A 17,347-nucleotide genomic window follows, 5' to 3' on the forward strand; every position below is an offset into this window, starting at 1 on the left:
TCGGTTAAGCTTGATATCGGTAGATTAATCAATATTCAAAGAGGTTCAATGCAATGGAATTAGCCAATCAAGCCATGTATTTGGGATTTGGGCTAATCTTCCTTGGCCTTAGTTTTGGCTCTCTTCATGATTTACGGCATCAATTTAGCTTGCAAAGCTCAAAGCATTACTGGGTTTTTTCTTTGCTTGCGATGTCACTATCTTGCTTTTTTTTCCTCATCTACCCTCTTGTTGGCGGGCTTGCACTTACGCTTGCTAACGTCACGCAGTTTGCGGCAAATATGGGACTCGTCATCCTTTTTAGATCTTTTAATACAAAGATTACAAAAGGACTATTGCTGGCATTTTTAATTTCATTGCCATTGTTTGGCCTAGTCTTTGAGCTGACCCGCGCCAAGGAGGCCTATGACATACGAATTGAATTTCTCAGTGGCGTAGCAATTGCCCTTGCCATTTGGCAAATGTATGAGGTGAGCGTGCAATATCTAAAGTCTAGATCCATTTATTTGGGTTTTTTGATTTTAGCTGTTGCTGGACAAATTGCATTATGGATTTATAGAATCTGGACCGTGGATCACTATGCAGACTTTATCGGTCATGCAAGTATTTTTGATGAGCATTTACCTGAGTTCATTGCGCGATTAATCGTTATTGTTTTATACGCCTTAATTTTTATTGCCATAGGCAATTACTTCTACGACCAATTGGTGGCTCGAGAACGAGAGCGTCGAGAGGATAAAGAGGAGCAGATGCTAGTTGCCCTGAAGAGCTTAGCTTCGGCAAGGGATAACGACACTGGAAATCATATTGTGCGGACTCAGCGTTATGTGAAAGTCTTAGCTGAGCGGCTTAAGTTCATGGGATATCACCCTGAGCAGCTTGATACCAAAAAAGTTAATGCCATATACAGGGCCGCACCTTTGCACGATATCGGAAAAGTGGGTATTCCAGATAGTATTTTGCTTAAAGCAGGCCCCTTAAATTTTGATGAATGGGGTGTGATGAAGACTCATGCTGCTATTGGTGAGTCGGTATTAGAAGCTTCAGCAGCCAATCTGAAGGTGAGAGATGAGGTAATAGAGAGTGCCATTCTCATTGCGGGTGGTCACCATGAAAAGTGGGATGGTACTGGTTACCCCAGGGGATTAAGCGGTGAAAATATTCCGTTGGATGCCAGAATTATGGCATTGGCAGATATGTACGACGCGCTCGTGACTAGTAGGCCCTACAAGAGCGCCTGGTCTCATGATGAGGCGATTGAGGAGATAGTGAATAAAAAAGGCACTCACCTAGATCCTACAGTTGTTGATGCATTTATTGCCGAAGAAGATTCTTTTAAAGCAATTGCAAATCGATATCGGGATTAAGTCCCGGAGCCCTTACAATAATTGCTACATTGGAGTTAGCATTTAATCGCTCTTTGCGATGATGCTTTGATTTTTCAGGACTTATTTGTGATATCGAATTCAGAGGGCATATCGCCATCACGAGTATATCTACCTGCTGGTAAAGGCTACCGGACTCTATTCGACTTTTTTATCGATCATTTTCCTCATATTGATTCTAAGGAGTGGGACGCCCGCTTTAGCGAAGGTTTGATAACGCGCTTAAGTGGTGAGTCGGTAGCGGCAAAAGACCCCTATCAAGCCAATACGCACTTGGTTTATTTTAGGCGCCTAGAGCGAGAGCCCGACATTCCATTCGAAGAGCAAATCTTGTATCAAGATGAGCATATCCTAGTAGCTGATAAGCCTCATTTCTTGCCCGTGACTCCAAGCGGCCTCTATTTGCATCAAACTTTGTTGAATCGATTAAAAAAGAAGACGGGCATACAAGACTTAACTCCTATACATAGGATTGACCGAGATACCGCTGGATTGGTTGTCTTTTCAGTTCAGCCCCATGAGCGTGCTCAATATCAGAATCTATTCAGAGATCGGATGGTCAAAAAAGTATATGAAGCAATAGCTCCCTATTCAGAGGCGCTTCATGCAAGATTGCCGCTGACATACTCATGTCGACTGGAGGAGTCTGAGCATTTTCTTCAAATGCAAGAAGTAGAGGGGGAGCCCAATACAGATACTCTAATAGAGCTAGTGGAAGTCTTGAAGCCTTGGGCAAGATATCGGTTGACTCCAGGCAGTGGAAAAAAGCATCAACTACGATGTCATCTAAATGCTTTGGGTATTCCTATCAAGTTTGATCAAATATATCCAACTTTGACTCCCTACCAAAGGTATGACTTGGATTTTTCAAAACCTTTGCAACTTTTAGCAACAGAGATCTCTTTCCGGGATCCAGTGACGGGAAAAGAAAGATCATTTTCTAGTCAAAGGGTAGTGGCCCAATTGATTCCTTCTAAATAAGGCCTTTCGCTCGCTATTACCTCACTTTGGAGTGTGATGTTTGATGGGTTTTATGGGAGTCTTAGGTGTCAATGAATTCACGATCCAAAATGTATGCTCATTAAATGCTAATTTGTTAGAAGATATGCGCTCTAACAACGCTAAATATTGGCCTTTTACTCAATAAATATATAAAATCTACAAAAATGCTACTCCGTGACTACTGTATTCGGTCGCCAAATTCCTGGATTTCCCCTTTAACAAGTTTCTATATCCAAGATCTCTATTGTGCTAGCCATACCTAAGATTCTGATTGTTTGCGGCACCCGTCCAGAGATCATTAAGTTAGCGCCTGTTTTTCATTTCCTACGTGCTCAAAACTGGTGCGAAGTTCAATGGCTGCATACCGGACAGCATCAAGAGATGGCCGAGCAAATTTTGGCTTGTTTTGACATTACCCCTGATATTGTTTTAAGCCGGGCCGGAAGCTCACTCTCTGAATTTAGTATTGGCTGTCGTCAGCAATTAGATGCAGTGATGGAGGCGACGAAGTGGGGCGCTGTCATTGTCCAGGGCGACACTGAAAGCGCTTTTCTTGGGGGGCTGTCCGCTTTTTATCAGCGTATACCTATTGCACATGTGGAAGCCGGCTTACGAACCTATGACTTAACAAGGCCATTTCCAGAAGAGGGCCTTCGACAAATGCTTTCTCGGATTACCCATTTTCATTTTCCCCCAACCGTGGGCGGAAGAGATGCACTTGTTAAAGAGGCCATTCCTGTAAAGAATATTGTTGTGACTGGCAACACTGTAGTTGATGCTCAAAAATGGGTAATAAAAAAATATCATATTCATAAAGAAGCAATAGCTGGACGGAATATGCTTGTCACGATGCATCGCCGTGAAAATTGGGGAAGTGATATCGAGGAAGCTTGTAGGGCAATCGCCACTTTAGCAAGAACCCATAAAAAATTGAATGTTGTATTCCCAGTACATCTCAATCCTGTTGTTCAGAAGTCAGTCGACCCCATCTTGGGCGATTTGCCCAATGTTACTTTAACAGCCCCCCTTGGTTATCTCGAGATGCAACAAGCCATTGCGAATTCATGGCTTATTTTGACTGACTCTGGGGGCATTCAAGAAGAGGCGCCCACTTTTCATGTGCCGGTATTGGTGTTGAGAAGAGAGACTGAAAGACCTGAGGCTGTCCAAGCGGGGTGTGCGAAGATTATTGGCACCAGTGGGGCAGCCCTCATCAATGAGGTGAATACCTTATGGGATGATGATTTGCTTTATAAAACGATGATGCCCCTCTCAAATCCGTTTGGAGATGGCCATGCTAGTGAGCGGATTTGCGAGACCCTAAAAGCACAGCTAAGTAACTAGTCATGTACTTAGTAGATATATTCGCAAGTTATCTTTTTGCGCTAAAGTATGTTTCGATTTTAGTAGCCCTCATCATATCTATTAGTAGCCTTGATGATTTGCTGATTGATATTGTCTACTGGTGCCGTCGCTTTATTCGATGGATCACTATCTATCGACAGCATCCAAAGATGCAATATCAGGCTTTATTTTCTAAGTTAGAAAAGCCGCTTGCCATTATGGTTCCGGCTTGGCATGAAACGGGCGTTATTGGAAAAATGGCTGAGTTAGCAGCTATTACTCTCGACTATGAGAATTATCATATCTTCGTTGGTACTTATCCAAACGATCCAGAAACTCAATTGGACGTTGATAAGGTATGCGCCGTTTTTCCTAATGTGCATAAGGTCATTTGTGCAAGACCGGGACCTACAAGTAAGGCAGATTGCCTTAATAACGTTTTAGATGCCATTTTGCAATTTGAATTGCAGGCAAGCCTAGAGTTTTCAGGCTTTATTTTGCATGATTCTGAAGATGTGGTCTCTCCATTAGAGTTGCGTCTTTTCAACTACCTTCTTCCAGGCAATGACCTCATTCAAATACCAGTTTATCCATTTGAAAGATCTTGGAGCAACTTCACCTGCATGCATTATTTAGATGAATTTGCAGAAATGCATGGCAAGGATGTTGTTGTTAGAGAGGCCTTGGCAGGCCAGGTTCCAAGTGCTGGCGTTGGGACTTGTTTTAGCCGCAAGGCAGTACTGGCGCTCTTGGCGGATGGAGATGGTATTGCATTTGATGGACAAAGCTTGACTGAAGACTACGACATTGGTTTTCGTCTGAAGGCAAAAGGACTTAAAGAAATTTTTGTGCGCTTTCCGGTGATTCTAGATGACTCCAAGCATGCAAAAGACATGTTATTAAATGGTCAAAGCATTCGAGACTCAAATGTTATTTGTGTACGTGAATATTTTCCAGATACGCTGGCGACTGCAATTAGGCAAAAATCCCGCTGGATCACGGGAATTGTGTTTCAGGGATATAAAACACATGGCTGGTCTAAAAGTTCGGTATTGAACTATTTTCTTTGGCGAGATCGCAAGGGGATTATTACCAACTTCATTAGTTTTATCGCCTCAATGATTTTGATTCAACTAGTGATTGTTTGGTTATATCAAGAGCTCTGGCCTGGGGCATACCATTTTTTATCCATATTCGAGTCTAGTGAATGGTTGATGGGCCTAATGTGGATTAACTTCTTTTTGATGGGCAATCGTATGATTCAGCGCATCTTTTTTGTATCATCTTATTATGGTCTTGCCCAAGGCCTGCTTTCAATCCCTCGCCTATTTTGGGGGAACTACATTAACTTCATGGCAAATTGGAAAGCTATGAGCCAGGTGATTGCGCATGGCGACCCACACCGTATTGCCTGGGATAAAACCACGCATGATTTTCCAACAATAGGGCTTGAGAACAAAGAGCGAAAGAGGTTGGGACAAATTCTCATTGATCAAGGCGTGGTGACTAAAGATCAGTTGGAATCTGTACTAACCCATCATGTTCATGGCATCAGGATTGGTAGCGCATTAGTGCATCAGGGCATCTTAAGTTCCGTCGAGCTTGCTGATGCGCTAGCGATTCAAGCAGGCGTCCCTATGGAGGCTATCGATCCGTATGCCATTCCGGCAGAGATGATCGAGGCCATTTCGCCTTCGATAGCCTTGCACTATGCCATTCTACCGATTAGACGCGAGGGCGCTACCCTTATTGTGGCCAGTGAGTCTGCCTTGGATCCGATTTCACTGGCGGCTATTAGTCGAAAATTGAAGTGCGGTATTCGATATTTTATTGCGCCTAAAGGTCAAGTTACAGTGGGCTTAAGAAGATGGTATGAGCACTTGGATGCAGATGATCCCAGAGCAATATTGGATGAAGCTATTGCCTCTGGAAAAGTTCAGCCAAGCCATGCAGAAGAAATATGGAATTTTTATGTTGCCAGGCAAGTCATTCTTGCTGAGGTGCTAGTGTCTTTGGGGCACATTAATGAAGCTGCACTTCGTGCTTTGTTATTGCAGCATTCGGTGACTGATTTGAATTTAGGAGACTTCTTAGTTGATAAAAATATCGTTAGTCGAGAAACGTTGGAAAAAGCGTTAAAAGTTCAAAGTCAACTTCAGCCAGAGATGCGTCAGTTGATAGAATCTGAAGTTGCAATTCAATCCAGCTCTGCATGAAACAATTCATAAAGATCTTTCTTGTATTGCTGGCTATTAATGGATACGCCCAATCAGCACCCAAGCCAGACCTGGGTGCTGGCATTAGCTCCTATCAGAAGTTCCTGATTTATCCTCACATTGAAAAGGGTATGAGTGCGCTAGAAGTTGGGGACAATAGTAGAGCAATTCAAGAATTTTTATGGGCTCGAAAAAGAGCGCCAAAAAGTCCAGCCACTGCTTTATATCTTGCAAATGCTTACATCAAGGATGGTGATTATTCAAAAGCCGAAAAGGTTCTGGAGCAGCAGCTTATATTTACTCCAAAGAACCCGCAAATCTTAAAAAGGCTATCCAATACACTAGTTTTGAAGGGTGATTATTTAGCAGCCTCACAATCCCTAGAGGGGGAATTACAGGTCAATGAGAATAATATTATTGCCAGAGAGAAATTAAAAGTGGTCAATCAGGAGTTGGCAGGCGAGGAGTTGACGAGGTTGAAAAATCTTCAAGAAGATGATCCGGCCCAGTTCTTAGAAGATTTAAAAGGTAAAAAAGTACGTTTTGAAAATGCATTTGATGAAAGAAATTGGATTGACCTGCTTTTAACGGATTTTGCAAAGCAGCCTGAATTACTCCTCAGCTATCAGCCTGAATTTTATTCCAATCAAATCTATCAAGCTGAAAAAGTCTTACAGAAATTGCTCGTAGCGGGGCGGAAGGCCGAAGCAGATGCATATATTGCTGGACTCCCTGATGGCATTAAATTAAGCCCTGTCTTTTTAGATCATTTAAGCTATCAATTGCTCAATGAAAATGGGGAGCATCAAGCGATAGAATTATTGTTAGGCGCCTACCCATTTTTTCGGGCAAGCAACTCTCAGCGTGAAGAGTTAATCAATCGACTGACTATCTTGTTAAAGACTCATAAAGATGTCATTTCTGCTCCCTACGTCGCTAAATTAAGTATTCCCCTAGAAACTCCTGAGCTCAGATCTCTGCAGGTGAAATTGTTATCCGCCTTGAATGATTGCCTAGCGATACGTCAAATACTTGGAGACTATTCTGCTTTTTATACTCCAGACGATTGGACTAGCTTGGGTTACTGCTATGGCGACCAAAGTCCAGGATTGGGTCTGTTTGCTTTCGAGCGTGCCGAAGAGCTTGCCCCAAGCTCTGATCGTGAAAGGGCTGTAGCGTATGAAGCATTCAGAGCAAAAAATTATTTGCGCGCTTTAACTGCCTGGAACTCTATCTCAATGGCTCAAATGACTCCCGCTGATATGCTAAGTGCAGCTACTACTGCTCAAACCCTTGGTGATGACAAAGAATTAAATAAATGGCTGCAGGTTTATCAGAAGAAAAATGGCGAAAAAAATGATCGTTACTGGTGGCTGATGGCGCAAACACAATTGAAGTCTAACCCTCAAGTGGCTATTGAGTACCTATTAAAAGCAGCAGCTCTCCAGCCATCCGTTACGTATTATTCTCAAATAGCCTCTTTGTTGATGGTGGAGGGAAAGATTGCTGAGGCTATCGATTATTTTCATAAGGCTTTAGCCCTAAATCCCTTCGATAGTGCTACTCAGGCTGCTCTAGGGTATGCCTACTACCAACAAGGTAACTATCAACGCGCTCAAAACTATTTACAGGCTTCCCTAAAATCTCGGCCTGACGATGAAGAGCTCATCAAGCAATTGGCATATACAGATCAAAAGCTGGGAAAAAATGCAGGAGCAATTCAGTATGCTGAAGCGGCCATTGATAGTTTGAATCGTTATGCTGCCAAGGAGATTACTCCTGAAATGAGAAGTACTGAGTTTGGTATGAGGAGAATGCACGAGGATTTGCAGCGGCGTTGGTCCTTTACGGCCGATGCGATGAGCGGCAATCAAGTCACTGCCGCACCTAGCATCGGACAGCCGGGTGTGAATTATCGAAGCTACTCTCAAGCTGAGGCTGCTTATAGACTGGGCGACCCCGCCATTGATAACGGCAAGTCACTATCAGCGTACACCCGGATTTTTGCAGGAGGAGGGGTCAATAACTCCGCGGTCCCTCTTTATGCGCCAATGATTGCGGGCGGATTGCGGTGGAAACCATTCTCTGACTATGTACTGAACTTGGCGGTAGAGGAGCAAACCCCTTTAGATCGCGGCCAATATACACAAACCTCTATGATGTTGCGTGCTAGCGCCTCTTTATTTAATTCGGGCATCTATAGTGATGACTGGCACCCCAATGGTCCTGGCTGGGTGGCGCAAAATTTATACCTAGACGCCGCTCACTATCTATCTACATCCGTCACTTCATTGGTGTCGGATTATCGTATCAGTTACCACCATAAGATTGAAGAAGGTCAAACCATTGAGCCATATGTGCATGCGCAATGGAGTAGTCTGAACCAGGCAAATGGTGTCGATGAGCGCCTTGGATTCGGAGCAAGATGGAATATTTGGCAAGGGCAGAGTAAATACAATGCATACCCCTCAAAAATGATGGTTGGACTGGAATATCAATATGCCTTTAAAACCTATCTCAATGATAAAAGTGCGGTCTTTCTCAGCTTAGGAGGGCGTTGGTAATGCGTTATGTATTGATCACTTTATTTTGCTTACTATCCAGCATTGCTCAGGCTGGAGATATTAGGGGTATCTTCTTTCAGCCACAAGAATCTGATCTCAAGATTCCTGTAGAGAGCTGGCCTAAGATTTTTTCCGAGGCGCGCAATCGGGGATTTACTGACTTAGTTATCCAGTGGACCAGCTTTGGGGATGTATTTTCGTCACAGGCAAATCAAGAGTGGTTAAAAGATCGCATGATTCAAGCATCTCAGGCTGACTTAAAGCTCATCGTAGGGCTTGGTGGGGACCCGGAAATGTTTACCCTTTTAAAGCAACCCCCTCCAATTGTTGGAAGCTACTTTAGGAAAATCAATCAAATCAATGTGGCGCTTGCAACTCGTTGGGCAAAAATACTTCCAGCGGGGATGATCTCGGGATGGTATCTTCCGCTTGAGGTAGATGATCGGCAGTGGAGGGAGGCTCCCGCACGCGCCGAACTGACCAAATATCTTATTCGTCAAGTCGACGAGCTGAATCAAGTATTGCCAGTACCAACTTATATTTCAAGCTTCTTTGCAGGTAACATGACGCCGGAGCGTTATGCTGCGATGCTGGAAAACATGGAGGCGCAATCCCATGTTCATTTTTGGGTCCAAGATGGATCTGGAACAAATAAATTAACTAAGCCAGAGCGCGATCTTTATTTGGAGGCTGTTTCTAATTGCAAGGGTTACGCTGTATCAGGACTTATCTTTGAAATTTTTACCCAAACCCAAGCCGATCATCAGTTTGCCGCCAAACCCCTCAATGCGGCAGATATGAATAAAACGCTTCGACAGAAGAGTCCGTGCGGAGGAGATAACGTTTTCTTTGCCTTGAACTATCTGATCGATTTCAACGCTACAAAATAGTAGCTTGGTTTAGCGCTCTATAGGGCCGTTCTGAGTTGCCTTGGTTTGGCGGTTGCCATGTTCATAAGACTCAAGTGGCCTGATGTATCCCCGACCAAAACAAACTAAAATCAATAACAATTAATAATTGATTAAAAGTGACCGTGGAAAACAAACTCAAGAAAAGATTAGCGGTTGCTCCCATGATGGAGTGGACCGATCGTCATTGCCGATCTTTTCATCGCACCCTCACTAAAGATGCCGTTCTGTATACCGAGATGGTGACTACAGGTGCACTCATTCACGGGGATGTACCGCGCCATTTGGATTATTCCCAAGACCAACATCCAGCAGTGCTTCAACTGGGTGGTTCTGAGCCTTCTGACTTGGCTAAAGCTGCCGAGTTGGCTCAGCAGTGGGGCTACGATGAAGTTGATCTAAATTGTGGCTGTCCATCTGAGCGGGTGCAGCGCGGAGCCTTCGGTGCCTGCTTAATGGCTGAACCACAATTAGTAGCGGATTGTGTGAGGGCTATGAAATCCGCTGTCGATATCCCAATCTCAGTCAAGCATCGTCTTGGCTTGGACAATATGGATGCTGCAAACTCTGAGGCCGATTATCAGTTTGCGCTCAATTTCATATTAGCGGTTGCTGATGCAGGCGCAAGTCAAGTCACTATCCATGCCCGTAATGCCGTACTCAAGGGTTTATCTCCAAAAGAAAACCGTAGCAAACCCCCTTTGCGTTATGAGGTAGCTGTAAAGCTTCGTCTGGATGCCCAAAAACAATACCCTCTTTTAAAAGTCCTATTGAATGGTGGTCTTGAGAGTAATGATCAGATTGCTGGCCATTGGGATGATTTTGATGGTTTTATGGTGGGTAGGGCGGCTTATCATTTCCCGGCCATGCTCTTAGGTTGGGATGACCTCATTGCTACTGATGGTGAGGCTGCGGGCTACCTTTTTAGTGAGACGGAATGGCATCGCATTCAGATTGCGTTGATTAAGCAAGTGCAGACGTGGTTTGATGAGTGTCAGGTCAAGAAGAAACCCTTTTATATTGGCGCCTTTACAAGGCACATCTTGGGTTTAGCGCACGGCAGGGCGGGATCTCGGTACTGGCGCCAACGCCTCTCAGACCACCATGCTTTAGCCAAGGTTCAGAGTAAGGCGGCCATTGCTGATTTTTTCCTCGATGCCAGCTTAACCCTGGGTGACTGGGCTGCCTTTGAATTTGAGGCCGCCTAAATCGATCATCTAGGGTATTTTTGACAGGGTTTTGGCCCAAAAGCTATAATCTTAGATCTTCAGTGGCGGACGTAGCTCAGTTGGTAGAGTCCCAGATTGTGATTCTGGTTGTCGCGGGTTCGAGCCCCGTCGTTCGCCCCACCGAATACTGTATTAAATGCGCTTCATTCCTCTCGGAATAAGCCATCCCTACTGTTATTTTGGGCTATATAAGCGCACTTGATTTCTGCCTTGTGACTTCGCTTGATACATCGCCTCATCCGCATTTGCACTCAACTCAGCCTCAGTCTCACCGTGCTCTGGATAAATGGCAACCCCTAAGCTGGCACCTGTAACCAGCTCTGAATTATTTGCCATGAATTTCTGTAATAGCGCGACACGAATTTTTTCCGCAATCGCCAAGGCACTTGCTTCAGAGTCAATGTTAGGTAGTAGGACGACAAACTCATCCCCTCCGATACGAGCAACCGTATCTGATGTACGTACACAGTTGAGCATCCGTTTCGCTGATTCGCAGATGGCAATATCTCCAGCAGCATGACTATGGTTGTCATTAATGGATTTGAGATTATCAAGATCAATAAATATCAGAGCAAATTTGGATTTATGGCGTTTTGCAAGTTCGAAAGTTTGCTGAAGTCGATCCGCGAAGAGCATGCGGTTTGGAAGCCCTGTTAACGGGTCGTGATTTGCAAGGTGCTGATTTTTGAAGTTAGAGCGTATGGATTTGAGTAGTAGCTTTGCTCCTATTAAAAGGAGAACAAGGCTCAAAGCAGTTGTATAAAAAATGCCATAGGCACTCTGGCGCCAGCCAGCTAAGTACAGCTCCTCGGTAGCAATTGCACCAACAACTAAAGGGTAGTTCGGAACTATGCGAAAGGAGATCATCCTTTGTACTCGAGCATTGTCTCGAAGTGCGGTGGGGGAGTCCGTCAAAATTACTCGCCCCTTCAAGTTGGGATCATTTATAGCATTTTCAAGTACTTCGCTGGTATTTACCTTGCCAATACGATCATCCACAAAAGGCCAACGCGTTAATAGCGTTTGATCTTTTTTGAAGAGCACTAGTGATGCACCATCTCCAAGATTGGTGCCAATCTGTTCGTAGAATTTTGAGAATACTTCGGCGGAAACGCCTATCAATGCAACCCCTAAAAACTCCTCATTTGCATTGCTAATTCTTTTGGCTAAATAAAAGACCCATTTGCCATTGCCTTTATTTTTAACGGGATTGCTGAAGTAGGTTTGGGTAGACGTGTGGGTGCTTAGGTATTTAAAGTAATCCCTGTCAGATAGATCAATATTAGGCGCAGGATAAGAGCGTGAAAAATTGAGTACTTTGCCATTGGCGCCAACGTAGGTGGCTACGTCAATAATTGCATTCGCGTTGGTTTTTTCTTCTAAGTTCAGGAATTGTGCTTTTTTCTCGGCAAACTCGCGATATTCTTTTTCGGTCCTAATGTTTGCCGCAGAAACGGCGTCCGTAAGGCTCTCTAGCGCTGTGTTTGCCGAAAACATCGTTTGGGCAGCATGCTCTGCTAAAACTACAGTTAAATTAGAGAGTTGTTCTGATCGGTCCTTAACTGAGCTTTGCCTCAGAATGTAAGCGGAAATACTGGCGCTAACAATAAAGACAATTGCGATGGCAATGGCTGCAATGGTGGTAATTCGGGTAACTCTGTTGGTTCTTGAACTTAAATCCATCATTTATGCTATCAAATAAAACTAATAATAATAAAAAATATCAAAATAATGAAAAAAATAGATATCTCCCGGCTCACTGTTGGGTCTTTGCTATGGGCGATGGCCCCCAGTTCTTATTCCACGCAGTCCTTATTGAAAGCCTGGGGGTTATTTTGAATCCCGGGGACATCTAGTAGATTAATACTAATTTTGGGCAGTATGGAGCAGTTTTACCTTGAAATCGCTAGTCATGGCTATGTATTCTTCTTATCATCATCTCTATAACTTTAGTGCTGGCTTTCCATTTGGCTGCCCACTCCTTACCTTAGATTAGCCCTTGAACCGCTCTATTCTTTCTAATTTACCTGCACTCTTCTCACAAAGGTCGGTGATTAAGGCCGCACTCTGGTCGCTTGCCTATGCGGGTATTTGCACTTTTCTGCTGACCTACTTTTCTGGGGCTGCGGGGGAGAGTCCGGTATGGATCCCAGCTGGCATTGGTTTGGGTGTATTGCTCACTTTGGGCTGTCGTTATTGGCCTTTTATTTTCCTTGCGGCAGTAGCCGGGGAGATGGGTGGTGGCCATACCGTATTGATGGCCACTCAACTGGCTTTTGGCTCGGTCTGCGGTTTTCTCGTAGCCGCTGTTATTTTGACGCGGTTTACGATATTTAATCCTCGCCTCGAATCCATTGGTGACTATATGCGCTTGCTATCCGCAAGTGCTATCGCTGCACTGATTAGCGCCTCCCTCAATATTCAATTTTTGATCTGGGGCGGTTTAATGCCTCTTGACAATATAGGCTCTGTTTATCAGAAATGGTTAACTGGTGACTACTTCGGAATGGCATTTGTTGCACCAGTGCTATTAATTTTGAATGGGAAGTGGCCAAGCTCCTGGACTAGAAAAAAAACGATTTATTTGTGCCTTTTATTGTTTGCAGCTTTTGCTTTGGGTCAGGCAGTATTTTTTGGATGGTTCAGGGAATATGTTGATTTAACGGGCAGGGGCTACAGCTTCCTGTTCATCATGGCTTGCACAGGTTTATTCTTTGGGCGACAAGGCGCCATGTTGCTGCTGACCTTATTGTTGATGCAATCGATATTCGGCGCTTTTTATGGCGATGGATTTTTTGCTAGCAATCTCATGAGTAGGGCCGCCCCTACAATGCTCTGGTTTTATCTTGGACTACTTTCCATGCTTGGACTACTGGTTAGCTTAGTAGTGGAGAGCTTTAGTCTTAAGAATGCTCGCTTGCAAACGGCAGTAGAAATTGCAAGAGAGTCTGAGGAGCATTTTCGGCAAATTGTTTCTAGTACCCCAGTGTTAATAGCTACCTACGATCTCAGTACCGAGAAAACGGACTTTGTAAACCCGCACTTTACTGCGGTATTGGGGTATGTGGTTGAAGATTTTTTGGCCCCAAATTCTTGGTGGCCAATCGCCTACCCAGACCCAATCTACAGACAAGAGATAGAAGAGGAATGGCATAAGAGAGCCGCTAAATCTCAATCAAGTCAGACCCCTTTCGAGCCCCTGCAAACAAGCACCAGATGTAAAGATGGGTCGATTCGCACTATCAAGTGGGGATGCTTTCTTGTTGCCGATCGCATGGTCATTCATGGAGTAGATATTACGGAGGAAAAGCGTGCTGCCGAAGTATTGAACATCACCTCCGCCGTATATCGCGCGATGGGCGAGGCGGTAGTCATTCAGGATGTGAATAATTCAATCCTGATGGTGAATGAAGCTTTTCAAGCATTAACTGGATTTAACTTTGCCGAATTAGAAGGGCAGTCTTTCGCTGACTTTCTGGTGAAGCGCCATGGTGCACGTTCTTATTCAGATATCTTTACCACCCTTGAGGCGATGGGCCGCTGGGAGGGTCAGGCGTGGATCAGGATGAAGGATGGTGGTGAAGTGCTGCGTTTTGTCTCCATTTACTCCACCTTTAATGAGGAGGGTGCGCCCTTGCAGAGAGTGGCATTGCTCTCTGAGGTGACCGACCAGCGCAAAGCGCGGGAGCTGATTAATCAGCAGGCCAACTTTGATCCGTTAACGGGATTACCCAATCGGCGATTAATGTTTGACCGTCTCGAGCAGTTGATTAAGCAATCCATTCGCAGTGATAAAAGCATTGCTATCGCATATATCGATTTGGATAATTTCAAAGATATTAATGATAGTCGAGGCCATGATTTTGGCGATCAATTATTGAAGGGAATTTCAGCGCGCTTGCGTTCTGAAGTTCGGCAAACTGATACTGTAGCTCGTATTGGTGGTGATGAGTTTGTCATTCTTCTGGGGGATTTAGAAAGACCAGAAATTGCCGATACTATTATTCGCGAGGTCTCTGGAAAGCTTGCAGATCCAATTTTGATTGATGGCCAACTGGTTTATATCACTGCCAGTATGGGTATCTCCATGTTCCCGAATGATGGAAGCGATGGCAAAGCCCTATTACTGGGCGCGGACCAGGCCATGTACGCCGCGAAATCTCACGGCAGAAATACATATCAATATTTCACTCAATCTTTACAAATTAATGCCTCTTACCGAGCTGGCGTGATTTCTGATTTACGTGACGCGCTTGAAAAGAATCAGTTTGAACTCTATTACCAGCCCATCATCAATATGAAGACTGGCCAGATTGCGCATGCCGAAGCCTTGCTCCGATGGCGCAGGGCGAATGGCGAGATAGCGTTGCCGTCTGCTTTTATTCATATTGCGGAAGAGTCGGGGTTGATTGTAGAAATTGGCGACTGGGTTTGGAAAGAGGCGATTGCTTTTTTAGGGGGCTTAAAGTTGCCACCTCACTTTACGCTTGCAATTAACGTAGCCGCCTCTCAATTTAATTCTAGCCAGCATTCGGCAGCCTCTTGGCTGGAGGTGCTAAAACAGCATCGGGTCGCACCTGAGTATGTCAGTCTGGAGATAACTGAGCGGATGATGTTGAATCAGTCGCATCGGGTCATGCGAAAAATTGCCATGCTGCAAGAGTCCGGTTGCAAATTTAGCGTGGATGATTTTGGGACTGGCTACTCTTCACTGGCCTCTTTAAAGAGCTTTAATTTTGATTACATCAAGATTGATGCTGATTTCATTAAGCCTTTGACGCCAGATAGTCAGGATGCCGCTTTAGTATTTGCGATGATTTCAATGGCGAAGGGCTTGGGATTAGAGTCAATCGCTGAGGGTGTCGAGACCGAAGAACAGGCTCAAATACTGTCTACGATGAGCTGTACCTACGCTCAAGGTTACCTGTACAGCAAGCCATTGCCAGCTCAGGAGTTTGAGGCGCTTCTCGCCAAGCAATCAGCCGCCAACAGCTAATATCTAGACAGTTGTGTTGCAATTAGACAACTAACTGTCTAGTAGATCTCTACTTTTATACAGTTAATGACTGTCTAAAGCATTTCAAATTCTGTATAAATGATCCCCCAGCCATCACTTTTCATTGGATAGACAGATACATGATTTCTAGCAAGGCCTTGATAGACCAAACCGGTATATCACGCGCCACCCTCAACAATTACATCCAGCTTGGGATATTGCCTAAGCCAGTTGTACAGTCTCTCACCGCTAGTGCGGATGAGGGTGGGGCTAGAGTCTTAGGTTTCTTCCCTGACGATTCTCTGGAGAGGGTCCAGGCTGTCCAAATACTGAAGTCGCAAGGTCTATCGATGGCGCAGGTAGCGGAGCGCTTAGCGCAAACCGATGCCTTGCTAGAGTTATCGGAGATCCAAGTAGAAGGCGGTATTGCGGCACGGACCAGCGCGCGAGTTGCCAGTAAAGCGAATGCCTCACGCGTAGATTTAAAGCCTAAAGAGATGCTGGGTGAGCTTTCCCTATCTTTAGATAATTTGAATCATCCTGCCTATATGCTCAATTACAACTTTGAGCTGACTTGGCTTAATGAGGCCGCTCGCAAGGAGGTCTTTGGTTTTGTAGCTCCTCCTGCTAAAAGTGCTGAGCGTAATTTATTGAGCCTACTCACCCGCCCAGAAGTTTGTCTAGGTTTAGATGATCAGCGTGCCTTAGTGGGGCTCTTGCTGCAGTTAGCAAGCTCTAGGATGAGTTATGAATCTCTCGCGAAGCTAGTGGTCCAAAGCGATCCTGAGTTAATGCCCCTATTGGATGCCATTGTTTTTGATGGAGCCAATGATGAACAAGCAGTCAATGAGATAGAGTTTTTTCAGAAGGACGCTCAAGGCCAATTTATTTGCTACCGCGTCTATGCCGTGTATTTCCGTGAAGGTATTTTGGTGGTGCACTCGCCAGCAACTGAGCGTGGTGATGAGCTCATTAATTTCTTAGGTCGTCGTGACCAAGTGATTCATTCTCTGCTGAGTAAGCGCTTGCCCGTAATGACGCCGCTAGCGGTTCTCGTGGCTGACTTGCAGAACTCCGTACGCATCTGTTCTGAATTGCCGCCAGATGAGTATTTCGCCTTAATCAATCAGATCTGGGCCTCGATGGGCCCCATTTTGAGAAAATATACTGGTACTCACGGTAAGCATGTTGGTGACGGGGTCGTTTATTACTTCTTCCCGCAAGCTGAAAGCAATTACCTATTTAATGCCGTAGCTTGCGCAGATGAATTGCGCCAAGCCATGCGCAAGATTAGTTCCGAGTGGCAGCTCAAGAAAAACTGGTTTACTGAACTGCAGCTCAATATTGGCCTGCATGAAGGCCAAGAATGGTTGGGTAGCTTTCAGTCGGCCAATCATATCGAGTTTGCGGTACTGGGTAACACAATTAATCAAGCCTCACGTCTCAGTGATTTTGCGAGACAGGGTAGCATCTGGGCTACTAAAGATTTGGTGAGTAAGCTCAGTGTCGATGAGCGAAGTCGTATCGAGTTTGGTGTGCTCAGAAAGAGTCAGGAGAACGGTGATCGTTTTGTGCCTTCCTCTTATGCTCAGATTGAATCCATCATCGATCTACAGCAGGATAAACACGAAAAGCTAAGAGATATTTCTCAGTTGGCTGTGACAGAAATTCGTCGGGTTAGTAGTACGCGCCTGTACTAGAGA

At 44.8% G+C, this 17,347-nt stretch carries 10 protein-coding genes and 1 tRNA gene; 10 read left to right on the plus strand and 1 reads right to left on the minus strand.

Annotated elements, in window-relative coordinates; translation table 11 throughout:
* The first annotated feature begins 53 nt into the window (after positions 1-53).
* From ICN42_RS06135 to ICN42_RS06170, 8 genes are all read left to right on the plus strand, one after another.
* Positions 54-1,367 (plus strand): HD-GYP domain-containing protein, encoded by a 1,314-nt coding sequence (locus ICN42_RS06135; RefSeq protein WP_216252255.1) that lies wholly within the window; start codon positions 54-56, stop codon positions 1,365-1,367.
* Positions 1,368-1,454: 87 nt separating this feature from the next.
* Positions 1,455-2,366: a pseudouridine synthase gene (locus ICN42_RS06140; RefSeq protein ID WP_216252257.1), complete on the plus strand. Its 912-nt coding sequence runs from the start codon at positions 1,455-1,457 to the stop codon at positions 2,364-2,366.
* Positions 2,367-2,633: 267 nt separating this feature from the next.
* Positions 2,634-3,731, plus strand: coding sequence for a non-hydrolyzing UDP-N-acetylglucosamine 2-epimerase (gene wecB / locus ICN42_RS06145; RefSeq protein WP_216252259.1), 1,098 nt, complete (start codon positions 2,634-2,636; stop codon positions 3,729-3,731).
* Between the two features lie 2 nt (positions 3,732-3,733).
* A complete protein-coding gene (locus ICN42_RS06150; RefSeq protein WP_216252261.1) occupies positions 3,734-5,947 on the plus strand; it encodes a glycosyl transferase family protein in 2,214 nt (737 codons plus the stop codon).
* Positions 5,944-8,511 (plus strand): tetratricopeptide repeat protein, encoded by a 2,568-nt coding sequence (locus ICN42_RS06155; protein WP_216252264.1) that lies wholly within the window; start codon positions 5,944-5,946, stop codon positions 8,509-8,511. Before ICN42_RS06150 ends, ICN42_RS06155 begins: the two co-directional genes overlap by 4 nt.
* Entirely contained in the window at positions 8,511-9,401 is an 891-nt protein-coding gene (locus tag ICN42_RS06160) for a DUF4434 domain-containing protein (RefSeq protein WP_216252266.1), read from the plus strand. Before ICN42_RS06155 ends, ICN42_RS06160 begins: the two co-directional genes overlap by 1 nt.
* A gap of 143 nt (positions 9,402-9,544) precedes the next feature.
* Positions 9,545-10,627: a tRNA dihydrouridine(20/20a) synthase DusA gene (dusA, locus tag ICN42_RS06165; protein WP_370626003.1), complete on the plus strand. Its 1,083-nt coding sequence runs from the start codon at positions 9,545-9,547 to the stop codon at positions 10,625-10,627.
* Between the two features lie 65 nt (positions 10,628-10,692).
* Positions 10,693-10,768 (plus strand) — tRNA-His (locus ICN42_RS06170).
* Between the two features lie 54 nt (positions 10,769-10,822).
* Here ICN42_RS06170 and ICN42_RS06175 read toward each other — a convergent pair.
* Entirely contained in the window at positions 10,823-12,331 is a 1,509-nt protein-coding gene (locus ICN42_RS06175) for a sensor domain-containing diguanylate cyclase (RefSeq protein WP_255539259.1), read from the minus strand.
* A 316-nt stretch (positions 12,332-12,647) separates the two neighbouring features.
* Here ICN42_RS06175 and ICN42_RS06180 point away from each other — a divergent pair, with 316 nt between their 5' ends.
* Positions 12,648-15,644 (plus strand): EAL domain-containing protein, encoded by a 2,997-nt coding sequence (locus tag ICN42_RS06180; protein ID WP_216252270.1) that lies wholly within the window; start codon positions 12,648-12,650, stop codon positions 15,642-15,644.
* A 140-nt stretch (positions 15,645-15,784) separates the two neighbouring features.
* Positions 15,785-17,344 carry an adenylate/guanylate cyclase domain-containing protein gene (locus tag ICN42_RS06185; RefSeq protein ID WP_216252271.1) on the plus strand — a complete coding sequence of 520 codons (1,560 nt, stop codon included), beginning with the start codon at positions 15,785-15,787 and terminating at the stop codon, positions 17,342-17,344.
* The last annotated feature ends 3 nt before the right edge of the window (positions 17,345-17,347 follow it).

Source organism: Polynucleobacter sp. 71A-WALBACH, assembly GCF_018882365.1.
Classification (GTDB): domain Bacteria; phylum Pseudomonadota; class Gammaproteobacteria; order Burkholderiales; family Burkholderiaceae; genus Polynucleobacter.

Bases quoted from the DNA above. Each gene is read 5' to 3' on its own strand.
- ICN42_RS06150 (WP_216252261.1), top strand. From the start codon at position 3,734: ATGTACTTAGTAGATATATTCGCAAGTTATCTTTTTGCGCTAAAGTAT.
- ICN42_RS06160 (WP_216252266.1), top strand. From the start codon at position 8,511: ATGCGTTATGTATTGATCACTTTATTTTGCTTACTATCCAGCATTGCT.
- ICN42_RS06135 (WP_216252255.1), top strand. From the start codon at position 54: ATGGAATTAGCCAATCAAGCCATGTATTTGGGATTTGGGCTAATCTTC.
- ICN42_RS06185 (WP_216252271.1), top strand. From the start codon at position 15,785: ATGATTTCTAGCAAGGCCTTGATAGACCAAACCGGTATATCACGCGCC.
- ICN42_RS06155 (WP_216252264.1), top strand. From the start codon at position 5,944: ATGAAACAATTCATAAAGATCTTTCTTGTATTGCTGGCTATTAATGGA.
- ICN42_RS06175 (WP_255539259.1), bottom strand. From the start codon at position 12,331: ATGGATTTAAGTTCAAGAACCAACAGAGTTACCCGAATTACCACCATT.